General features: G+C 68.7%; 9 protein-coding genes. 2 read left to right on the forward strand and 7 right to left on the reverse strand.

Annotated features, from left to right (window positions below; genetic code table 11):
- Position 1: 1 nt before the first annotated feature.
- The gene (locus G6N50_RS18225) at positions 2-685 is read right to left on the reverse strand and encodes a hypothetical protein (RefSeq protein ID WP_083097660.1); all 684 of its coding nucleotides are present in this window, start codon (positions 683-685) and stop codon (positions 2-4) included.
- Positions 686-692: 7 nt separating this feature from the next.
- Entirely contained in the window at positions 693-1,385 is a 693-nt protein-coding gene (locus G6N50_RS18230) for a hypothetical protein (protein WP_083097658.1), read from the reverse strand.
- A 41-nt stretch (positions 1,386-1,426) separates the two neighbouring features.
- On the opposite strand from G6N50_RS18230, the gene G6N50_RS18235 reads away from it, so the two are divergent.
- A complete protein-coding gene (locus G6N50_RS18235; protein ID WP_083097656.1) occupies positions 1,427-3,415 on the forward strand; it encodes a M13 family metallopeptidase in 1,989 nt (662 codons plus the stop codon).
- On the opposite strand, the gene G6N50_RS18240 is transcribed toward G6N50_RS18235, so the two are convergent.
- The 5 genes from G6N50_RS18240 to ricR all read right to left on the reverse strand — a co-directional run bounded on the left by G6N50_RS18240 (position 3,399) and on the right by ricR (position 9,211).
- A complete protein-coding gene (locus G6N50_RS18240; protein WP_083097654.1) occupies positions 3,399-5,651 on the reverse strand; it encodes a molybdopterin oxidoreductase family protein in 2,253 nt (750 codons plus the stop codon). The two genes, G6N50_RS18235 and G6N50_RS18240, sit on opposite strands and share 17 nt — an antisense overlap.
- Entirely contained in the window at positions 5,648-6,229 is a 582-nt protein-coding gene (locus tag G6N50_RS18245) for a TetR/AcrR family transcriptional regulator (RefSeq protein WP_083097651.1), read from the reverse strand. The genes G6N50_RS18240 and G6N50_RS18245 overlap by 4 nt, the downstream gene beginning before the upstream one ends.
- A gap of 146 nt (positions 6,230-6,375) precedes the next feature.
- Positions 6,376-7,416, reverse strand: a complete 1,041-nt coding sequence (locus tag G6N50_RS18250) for a L,D-transpeptidase (RefSeq protein ID WP_083097649.1) — start codon at positions 7,414-7,416, stop codon at positions 6,376-6,378.
- Between the two features lie 117 nt (positions 7,417-7,533).
- Positions 7,534-8,766 (reverse strand): MFS transporter, encoded by a 1,233-nt coding sequence (locus tag G6N50_RS18255; protein ID WP_083097647.1) that lies wholly within the window; start codon positions 8,764-8,766, stop codon positions 7,534-7,536.
- Positions 8,767-8,920: 154 nt separating this feature from the next.
- On the reverse strand, positions 8,921-9,211 hold the full coding sequence (ricR, locus tag G6N50_RS18260; protein ID WP_065028872.1) for a copper-sensing transcriptional repressor RicR: 291 nt from the start codon (positions 9,209-9,211) through the stop codon (positions 8,921-8,923).
- 118 nt (positions 9,212-9,329) lie between these two features.
- Between ricR and ilvD the strand changes: the two genes are divergently transcribed.
- A complete protein-coding gene (gene ilvD, locus G6N50_RS18265) occupies positions 9,330-11,042 on the forward strand; it encodes a dihydroxy-acid dehydratase (protein ID WP_083097645.1) in 1,713 nt (570 codons plus the stop codon).
- Positions 11,043-11,174: the final 132 nt, after the last annotated feature.

Consider the following 11,174-nt stretch of genomic DNA (forward strand, 5'->3'; position numbering starts at 1 on the left):
GCTATCTGACCGGCAGCACATCGGCGACCAGCCAGTCGCTGCCCCGCTTGGTCAGCGTCACCCGCAGCGCCGGCGCCGCCTGACTGGGCGGCTGCCCCGGCGCGTTCTGAGTCACCCGCAGGACCACCGCCACACTGGCCGCCGACGGGCCGAGGGCCTCGACCCCGGCCGACACCGTGGCGGCCTGCGCGGTGACGTTGTGCTGGGCCAACTCGGCGCTGGACTTCGCGTATTGCTCCTTGAACGCGGCCGCATGCTCCGGGACGATCATCGCCGTGGCCCGGTCGATGGAGCCGGTCGGGGCGGTGGGGCTGAACGACGCCATCGCCTCCGCCATGCCGGTGGCGATCTGCACGACCTGGCGGGAGTCGTTGGTGAAATCGGTGTCCGCCTTCGTCCAGTGCGTGTAGCCGGTCGCGACGGCCGCCGCCAGGGCCGCCGTGCACAGCAGGACGACGGCCAACCGCAGCCCGGGCGCGTCGTCGTCGGTGCCGAGGCTGACCGAATCGCGGCGCAGCAGCCAGAAATTGATCAGCACACCCTCGACGATCAGCAGGATCAGCACCGAGCACGCCGACATCCACCACAGCGGCCAGCCGAGCACCAGCCCAATGGCCAGCAGGGCCGCGATCGCGGCCAGCGGGGCCAGGATGTCGAAGGCGAACAGCCGCCAGATGTTTCTCATCGGATCCTCATCTGATCGAAGCCAATCCGGAGATCATCTGCTTGCCGTCCACGTCGGAGACGTCCAGCCGCAGGCTCCAGTGCACGGTTTGCGGCTTGGCGCCGACATTTTCGCTGACCGACGTCGCGATCAGCAGCACCGAGTCGGTCCGGCTCGCGAACGGCGGCAGCTTGGTGGTGACCACCGGCCGAGCGACGCCGGGCTGGGTGTCCAGGTCGTGGTGCACGGTCTCGATCGCCACCGCGTCGATCCGCCCCGCGCTCTTGGACTGCAGCTTCTCGACGACCGCCTTGTACGGCTGCACGGCGGCGTCGAAGTCGGTGTTGAGCTCTCCGACCGTCCCGTCGTGCAGCCGCTGCAGGCTGGCGGCCACGTTGCTGCTGTTCATGTTGATCAACACGTTCGCCCACTCCGCGGCGGTCTGCATGGCGCGGCTCAGGTACCCGCGCTCGGCGACCTGGTCGCGGTGGTCGGACCAGAGCATGCCGCCGAGCACCACCGCGGCCACCGACAGCACGCCGAGAACGGCGGACGCGATGCCGTAGGGGGAGAAGACTTCGCCGCTTCCGGCTTCGTCCTCGCCGACGTCGTCCGCCTCGCCTTTCGAGTCGTCATCGGGCTCGTCGTCGGGCTCGTCGTCGGGCTCTTCGTCAACGAAATCTTCTTCGGCTGGGGACTCGGTTCGCTCGCCGTCGGACATGGCCCGATCGTCGCACCCGGGAAAGATGGAAGGATGGCGGGGTGACGAATACGGCCATCCGCTCGGGCATCGACCTGAGCTTTGTCGACGACAGCATCCGCCCCCAAGACGACCTGTTCGGGCACGTCAACGGCCGCTGGCTGGCCGAACACGAGATCCCGGCGGACCGGGCGACCGACGGAGCCTTCCGGCAGCTGTACGACCGCGCCGAAGAACAGGTGCGCGATCTGATCGTCGAGGCCAGCGAGCAGGGTTCGGCCGCCGGGGACGCCGACGCGCAGCGCATCGGCGACCTTTACGCCAGCTTCCTCGACGAGGACACCGTGCAGCGCCGCGGCGTGCAGCCGCTGCGCGACGAGCTGGCCGTGATCGACGACGCCGCCGATGCCGACGCGCTGGCCCGGGCCATCGGCGCCCTGCAGCGCACCGGCGCGGGCGGCGGCGTCGGGGCGTATGTGGACACCGACGCCAAGAACTCGGCCCGCTACCTGGTGCACTTCACCCAGTCCGGCCTCGGGTTGCCCGACGAGTCCTACTACCGCGAGGAACGGCACGCCGAGGTACTGGACGCCTATCCGGCGCACATCGCCCGGATGTACGGCCTGGTGTTCGGCGGTGGGCCGGAAGACCACATCCAGACCGCCGACCGCATCGTCGCGCTGGAGGCCAAACTGGCCGAGGCGCACTGGGATGTGGTCAAGCGCCGCGACGCCGACCTCACCTACAACCTGCGCACATTCGGCACGCTTCGCGAGGAATCGGTGGGCTTCGACTGGGCCGGCTGGGCCACCGCGCTCGGCGTCAGTCCCGAGTCCCTCGCGGAAGTGATTGTGCGCCAACCAGATTACCTGCGTACCTTCGCCGAGTTGTGGCGCAACGAAGACCTGGAGGTGTGGAAGAGCTGGGCGCGGTGGCGGTTGATCCGGGCGCGGGCCGCCTGGCTGACCGACGAGCTGGTATCCGCGGACTTCGACTTCTACGGCCGCCTGCTGACCGGGGCCGAGCAGATCCGGGACCGGTGGAAGCGCGCGGTGTCGCTGGTCGAGAGCCTGATGGGCGACGCCGTCGGAAAGCTTTATGTGCAACGGCATTTCCCGCCCGGGGCGAAGGCCCGCATCGACGAGCTGGTCGCCAACCTGCGGGCCGCGTACCGGATGAGCATCAGCGACCTGGACTGGATGACGCCTCAGACCCGGGACCGCGCGCTGACCAAGCTGGAGAAGTTCACCGCCAAGGTCGGCTATCCCGCGAAGTGGCGTGACTACTCCGCGCTGGTGATCGACCGCGACGACCTCTACGGCAACGTTCAGCGCGGGTACGCGGTCAACCACGACCGCGAGCTGGCCAAGCTCGGCGGGCCGGTGGACAAAGACGAGTGGTTCATGACGCCGCAGACGGTCAACGCCTACTACAACCCCGGGATGAACGAAATAGTCTTCCCGGCAGCCATTTTGCAGCCGCCGTTCTTCGACGCCGAGGCCGACGACGCGGCCAACTACGGCGGCATCGGCGCGGTGATCGGGCACGAGATCGGCCACGGCTTCGACGACCAGGGCGCCAAATACGACGGCGACGGCAACCTGGTGGACTGGTGGACCGACGCCGACCGAAACGAATTCGGCGCCCGCACAAAGGCTCTCATCGAGCAGTACGATGCCTACACGCCGCGGGCCCTATCGAGCGGCCACCACGTCAACGGCGCCTTCACCGTCGGGGAGAACATCGGTGACCTGGGTGGCCTGTCGATCGCGCTGCTGGCCTACCAGTTGTCGCTGAACGGCCAGCCCGCTCCGGTCATCGACGGCCTCACCGGCGTGCAGCGCGTGTTCTACGGCTGGGCCCAGGTGTGGCGCACCAAATCCCGTGACGCGGAAGCGATCCGGCGCCTGGCGGTGGATCCGCACTCGCCCCCGGAGTTCCGCTGCAACGGCGTGCTGCGCAACATGGACGCGTTCTACGACGCCTTCGACGGCGCCGATGCGGGCGCGCTGTTCTTGGAGCCGCAGCGCCGGGTCAAGATTTGGAACTGACGCCGCCGGCCACCTGGGCGGCCTCAATCCGGGCGGGCACGTGCTTGTGCCACGGCGTGCCCGCGTAGGGCTCGCGCCATTCCGTCGAGGTGAGCACGTTCGGTGCGACACCGGGAGTGACGGTGCGGCCGTCGTCGCCGACGTAGTCCAGCCCGAACCCGTTGGGCAGGGCCGCATGACCGGCGAGCATGGTCTCGGTGATCTCGACGGTGGCCTCGGCGCTGCCGGCCGCGGTGCTGATGCGCGCCCGGCATCCGTCGACGAGCCCCAGGGCCTGGGCGTCCTCGACGCTGATCCGCAGTGCGCCGTCGGCGTCGCGTTTGCGCCAGGTGGGGTCGCGGAAGATGTCGTTGGCGGTATAAGCGCGCCGCTCCCCCACCGACAGCACGATCGGGAAATCCGGCGTGGTGAGCCGGGTCGGCGTGCGCGTCAGCGCCCCCAATTCGTCGAGCATGGCGGGGATTTCCAGCGCGATCTTGCGGTCGGGGTGGCCGATCAACGCGAAATCGTCCTCGTAGTTGTGCACGGTGAACGTCACCCCCGACGGGGTGTCCAGGATCGCGTCGAACAGCGCGTTGCCGTCGACATGCCCGGCGCGCCGCACCGCGTCCGGATAGCTCAGGGCGGTCTTCTGGGCGAGGCCCCACAGGGCGGCCGCGCCGCGCAATCCGTCCGGCAGTGTCGGTCCGAGCGTCTCGTAGAGGATGTACGGAAGTAGCTGCGCCACAGTCGGATTGGTGGCCACCGCGGACAGGAACGCCTCGGTGTAGGCCTGCCGGCCGTTTTGTGCGGCGTCGTGCAATGGCCGCAGATCCGCGTCGTCCAGCACGCCGAGCGCCCGCACCAGCCGCGCCCAGATCTCGGGTTCGGGCAGGGTTCCCGGCAGGGGCTCCATCAGCGGGCGGCGCAGCTGGAAGGTGTTGTGCGGAAATTCCAGGTTGAAGAAGGTGGCTTCCGGCTTCTCGAATTGCGAGGCGGCGGGCAGCACATAGTGTGCGAGCCTGGCGGTCTCGGTCATCGCGACGTCGATGACCACCATCAGCTCCAACGCCTGGAAAGCCTCGCGGCAGGCGGCCGAGTTCGCCAGCGAGTGTGCGGGATTGCTGCTTTCCACGATCATGGCGCGGAAGCGGTCCGGGTGGTCGGTGAGGATCTCCTCGGGCACCACATTGCTGGGCACCAGTCCGGAGATGATCGGGGCACCGGTCACCGGCGTGCGGCCGGAGAACTGGCCGAACAGCGGCGCGAACGACGAATGCAGGTGCTGGCCACCCTTTTTCGCGAAGTTGCCGGTGAACACCCAGAGCAATTTGTTCAGGTAGGAGCACAGCGTGCTGTTGGGTGCCTGCTGCACTCCGAGGTCTTCGAACACCGACACGCTGGCCGCGGTGCCGATCCGCCGCGCCGCCGCGCGCAGCAATTCCTCGTCGACCCCGCAATGCTGCGCGTAGCCGGCCACCGGCACCTCGCGCAGCGCGGCCCGCACGGCATCGGCGCCGCGCACGTGTTCGGCGAGAAACGTTTCGTCACAGAGGTTTTCCTGGACGAGGATGGCGGCGAGCGCGGCCAGGCACCACGCGTCGGTGCCGGGCAGCACCCGCAGGTGGAAGTCGGACATCTTGGCGGTATCGGTGACGACGGGGTCGATGACGATCATCGAGCGGGCCGGGTCCTTGGCGATCTCGTTGAGCACCACCCGGGCCCGCGGGAAGCTCTGCGACATCCACGGGTTCTTCCCGACGAACACCGCCACCTCGGCGTGCTCGAATTCGCCCCGGGTGTGACCGCCGTACAACTGGCCGTCGATCCAGGACTCGCCGGTTTTCTCCTGCGCCAGCGCATTCGAGCGGTAGCGCGAACCCAAGGCCTTCAAGAAGGCGCCGCTGTAGGCCCCGCCCAGGTGGTTGCCCTGCCCGCCGCCGCCGTAGTAGAAGATCTTGTCGCCGCCGTAGCTGTCGCGGATGTGCTTGAACCCCTCGGCGATCTCGACAATCGCGGTGTCCCAATCGATCTCCTCGTAGCTGCCGTCGGCGCGGCGGCGCAGTGGAGAGGTCAGCCGGGCGCGGCTGTTCTGATAGTGGTTGAGCCGCAACGCCTTGTTGCAGGTGTAGCCCTGCGACGCCGGATGCGCCTTGTCGCCGCGGATGCGGGCGAGCCGGCGGTCCTCGACTTGGACGACGATGCCGCAGTTGCACTCACAGAGGATGCAGGCCGTGGACTTCCATTCACCGGTCATTTCGGGACGTCCTTTCTGGTCGCCTCGGCCAGCAGCAGGTCGCGTAGCTGGCGGTGCACGACGTCAAGCGGGGTGAGGTCGCGGCGCACCCGGGCCAGCACGATCGCGCCCTCGAGCGCGGTGGTGGCCAGCACCGCCAAGTCGTGCGCCCGCTGCGGCGATATCCCGTCGGCGATGAACCGGGCGGTGATCAGGTCGGACCAGCGGTCGAAGACCGCCGCTGCGCGCTCGACGACCGGCGCCATCCGCTCCTCCTCGCCGGCTTCGACGGAGACCGCCACAATGGGGCAGCCCGCGCGGAAATCGGTGTCGAGCAGCTGCCGTCGGTACTTGTCGATCAACGTGTCCATCAGCTGCAGCCCGTCGTCCGCGCCGGCGATGAGCGCGGCGACATGGTCGCCGGCGTAGTCCACGGCCTCGCAGAGCAGCTGCGTGCGCCCGCCGGGGAAGTAGTGATACGCCGACCCGCGCGGCGCGCCGCTGTGCTCGAGCACGTCCGAGATGGCGGTGGCGCGCGCGCCCCGCTCCCTGATCAACAGCGCGGCAGAAACGACCATCCGCTCGCGTGGACTGCGCATCGGCGCTCCTCAGGTCGACAGCTATGTATGATGCTATACATAATTCGCTGGGCCGGCGAAACCCCGCGCCGCAACGTCCTGACGGCAAGACGCAGAATCGCCCAATTCCACTGACGAATGGGCGATTCTGCGTTAAGGGTGCGGGGCTAGTTCATCCAGTCGGCGGAGCCGTCGTTCTTCTTGTAATTGCCGCCGCTGGAATTCTTCACCACGATCGGGTCACCCGGACCGAAGTTGTCGAAGAACCACTTGGCGTTGGTGGGGCTGATGTTGATGCAGCCGTGGCTGACGTCGCGCTTGCCCTGGTCGTCCACCGACCATGGCGCGCTGTGCACGTAGTCGCCGACGTTGTCGAAGCGGACCGCGTCCTCCACCGTCACTTTGTAGCCGTAGGTCGAGTTGACCGGCACCCCATAGGTCGAGGAGTCCATCACCACCGACGCCTTCTTGTCCTGCACGTAATAGGTGCCGTTGGGGGTTTGGTGATTGCCCGACGTCATGCCCATCGACATCGGGAAGGTCTTCTCCACGGTGCCGTTGCGGGAGATGATCAGCTGGTGAGTCGCGTCGTCGGCCGTGGCGATCAGCGTGTCCCCGGTCTGAAAGGTGGACACGGTGCCACCGGCGTCAACGGTCACCGCGGTGTGCGCGGGCCAGAAATTGATTGGCCGCCAACGTAACTGGGTCGGGGTCATCCAGTAGAACTTGCCCGGTACCGGCGGGACCGACGAGACGTGCACGGCGCCGATGGCCGCGTCGGCGTTCTCGACCGTTCCGGGGAAGTTGATGATGATCGGCTGGCCCACTCCGACGGTCGAGCCGCTCTTCGGGACGAATGATGGCGGCCCGAACGGCGCCGTGCCGGTGAACGGCGTGTTGTTTTGCCCGTCGGCCGGGGCCGCGGCGGGTTGCGCCGCCGGGGGAAGCCAAGGCGGCGGCGCCAGCGGGTTGGGCGGCGGCGGGGCCGCCAGCGGGTCCGGCGGAGGCGGCGGCGCGAACGGATCGGGTGGCGCGGGCGGTCCGGGCGGAGCCGCGACCGCGCCCGGGTCGGCCGGAGCCGGGTCCGGATCCGCCAGGGCGGGAGACGCACTCAGCACCAGCGCCAAGCCCACGACAGACGCCACGCCGGTGGCGTTCAGCGCGGCGAAGAGGCCCCTTCTGGTCCTGGCCTTCGTCCAGCCCGACATATGCATACCTCCACTCGTGTTCTCGACACAGTGTGGCATAGCGCCCGCGCCAGCTACCGTCACCGACGGTCGCGCGCGCCCCGGAAAGGGCCGTGATTACTGGGCTGAACTGGGCGGCTATGAATCGGGTGAGCTTGTCGGAGCAATCCCCAGCATCCGCCGGTTGGCCGCGATGCCGGCCAGCGCGACGGCCATCAGGGCCGCCGAGGCGGTCAGCATCAGCGTGACGCTGCGCTCGTAGAACAGGCCACCGGCCAGCGAGCCGGCCATGATGCCGACCTGGAAGGCGGTCACGTAGAAGCCCGACGCCCCGTCGGGGTCGTCGACCCCGTTGCGCATGGCGGCGGACTGCATCATCGGCGAGACCGCGGTGGCCATCGCCCCCCACAGCACGATGGCGGCGGTCCCGATCAGCGCGGTGGCGACGCCGGTCCGACCACCGAGCGCCAGCCCGGTCAGCACCACGAAGGCCGCCGTCAACCCGGTCACGCACAGGATGACGGCGCTCTTGGGCCGATGGTCCAGCGGCCGCGCCACCAGCGGCAACGACAGCAGGCCGGCCAGTCCGTAGGCGGCCAGCACCCAGGCCAGATTCGGTCCGCGCACACCGAGCACGTTGCGGATGATCTCGACGATGAACGTGTACGACACGAAGTGGCCGGTGACCGCGATCATCGCCAGCACGCTCACCATGATCAGGCGGGGGTTGCGGTGGTGTCGCGAGCGCGGGCCCACGTGCGCGAGCTGGTCGGAGGTGAGCACCATCTCCGGCAGCATCAGCCGGGCCGCGACGGTGACGACGGCGGCCGCGACGGTGACGCACACGACGGCCAGGCGCCAGCCCCACATCAAGCTGAGGGCGGCGGTCAGCGGGCTGCCCACCACCAGCGCGAGGCTGGTTCCGACGTAGATCGACATGGTGGCACGCCCGGCATGGCTCGGCGGCACCATCCGGGTCGCGATCGGTGCGATGACCGCCCACAGCAGGCCGTGGGTGATCGCGCAGAGCACCCGCCCGGTGGCCAGCACCGCGAAATTGGGCGCCAGTGCCGAGATGACCTGCGAGGCGGTCAGGCAGGTCAGGCTGAGCATCAGCGCGCGCCGCCGCGGCCAATGCGCGGTCCAGCGCACCAGCGGAAACGTGGTCAGGGCCGCCACGAAGGCATACCAGGTCAACAGCGTTCCCACCGCGAACAAACTGACGTGCAGGTCGCGGGCGATGGCCGGCAGCGCGCCGACCGGCAAAATCTCAGCGGTGACGTAGGTGAAGGCGGCGGCCGCCAGCACAGCGAGCTGAGCCGCGATCCGTGGGGTCCACGTTCGCGCGGCAGCATTGGTCTCGGCAGTCATGGCGTCTGTGTCGGCCGGACTACCCACTTCCTGGGTTGTCGCGCCTAATGCGATCACACTGCCTTACCGTACGGACCGCAACTACGCCTCCCCCTGAATCAGGGCCGAAACGCGGGTCTCAACTACGTCACCGATGAGAAACGAATTCACCTCGTCAGGAACGGACCAGGCGCGCGATGGCGGCGGAGGCCTCGGCGAGCTTCTCGTCGGCCTCGTCGCCGCCCTCGGCGACGGCGCGGGTGACGCAGTGGTTCAGGTGCTCGTCGAGCAAATTCAGGGCGACCGAACGCAGGGCGCTGTTGACGGCGCTGACCTGGGTGAGGACGTCGATGCAGTACTTGTCTTCCTCGATCATCCGGGCGATGCCCCGCACCTGTCCCTCGATGCGTCGCAGCCGCTTGGCGTAGTTGTCCTTCTGCTGCGAGTACCCGTGGTCGTTCGTCATCCGTCACCCCTGCTCATTCGCCCGCCCTGCGGCGGCAGCACGCCGAACTCCAGCTTATACCCCATCGGGGTATCACCCCGGGAATTGGGATCGCGACTGGCCAGCGCATACTTGAACGATGCCCACCACCGATTCGGCCGCAACCCCCGACATCAAGCCGCGTAGTCGTGACGTCACCGACGGTCTGGAGAAGGCCGCCGCCCGGGGCATGCTGCGGGCCGTAGGCATGGGTGACGAGGACTTCGCCAAGCCGCAGATCGGGGTCGCCTCGTCGTGGAACGAGATCACCCCGTGCAACCTGTCCCTGGACCGGCTCGCCAAGGCGGTCAAGGAGGGCGTGTTCGCCGCGGGCGGCTACCCGCTCGAGTTCTGCACCATCTCGGTGTCCGACGGCATCTCGATGGGCCACGAGGGGATGCACTTCTCGCTGGTGTCGCGCGAGGTGATCGCCGACAGCGTCGAGACGGTGATGCAGGCCGAACGCCTGGACGGGTCGGTGCTGCTGGCCGGCTGCGACAAGTCGCTGCCGGGGATGCTGATGGCCGCCGCACGGCTGGACCTCGCGTCGGTGTTCCTGTACGCGGGGTCGATCCTGCCCGGGGTGGCCAAGCTGTCCGACGGCAGCGAGCGCGAGGTGACCATCATCGACGCGTTCGAGGCGGTGGGCGCCTGCGCCCGCGGCCTGATGCCCCGCGAGGACGTCGACGCCATCGAGCGCGCGATCTGTCCCGGTGAGGGCGCGTGCGGCGGCATGTACACGGCCAACACGATGGCCAGCGCCGCCGAGGCGCTCGGGATGTCGCTGCCTGGGAGCGCGGCGCCGCCGGCGACCGACCGCCGCCGCGACGGGTTCGCGCGGCGCAGCGGCCAGGCCGTCGTCGAACTGCTGCGGCGCGGCATCACCGCCCGCGACATCCTCACCCCGGAGGCGTTCGAGAACGCGATCGCGGTGGTGATGGCGTTCGGCGGCTCGACCAACGCGGTGCTGCATCTGCTGGCCATCGCCCACGAGGCCGAGGTCGAGCTGTCGCTCGACGATTTCAGCCGGATCGGTTCGAAGGTTCCGCACCTGGCCGACGTCAAGCCGTTCGGCCGCCACGTCATGTCCCACGTCGACCACATCGGCGGGGTGCCGGTGGTGATGAAGGCGCTGCTGGATGCCGGGCTGCTGCACGGCGACTGCCTGACGGTGACCGGTGCGACGGTGGCCGAGAACCTGGCGAAGATCGCCCCGCCCGACCCGGACGGCAAGGTACTGCGCGCGCTGAGCAACCCCATCCACCCGACCGGCGGGATCACCATCCTGCGCGGATCGCTGGCGCCCGAGGGTGCTGTGGTCAAGTCGGCCGGTTTCGAGTCCGATGTGTTCGAAGGCACCGCAAGGGTTTTCGACGGCGAGCGAGCCGCGCTGGACGCATTGGAGGACGGCACCATCACCCAGGGTGACGCCGTGGTGATCCGCTACGAGGGCCCCAAGGGCGGCCCCGGCATGCGGGAAATGTTGGCCATCACCGGCGCCATCAAGGGCGCCGGTCTGGGCAAGGGCGTGCTGTTGCTGACCGACGGCCGCTTCTCCGGCGGGACGACCGGCCTGTGCGTCGGCCACATCGCCCCCGAGGCCGTCGACGCCGGTCCGATCGCCTTCCTGCGTGACGGCGACCGGATCCGTCTGGACGTGGCCAACCACGTGCTCGACGTGGTGATCGATCCCGACGAATTCGATTCTCGGCGAAAGGATTTCACCCCCCCGGAGCCGCGCTACAGGACCGGTGTGCTGGCCAAGTACGTGAAACTGGTCAGCTCGGCCGCGATCGGCGCGGTCTGCGGTTGACCCTGCCGATTACCCTCCCGCTCAACACCTTGCGACCAGCGCTACCTTACGGCCAGCGGCCGGTCTGACCCGACAGGGCAGTCCCGGCCGACTCTGAGACGCCGGCACTTTGCTGAAGCCGGCCGAGAGCAG

The organism is Mycobacterium mantenii (assembly GCF_010731775.1).
Classification (GTDB): Bacteria; Actinomycetota; Actinomycetes; order Mycobacteriales; family Mycobacteriaceae; genus Mycobacterium; species Mycobacterium mantenii.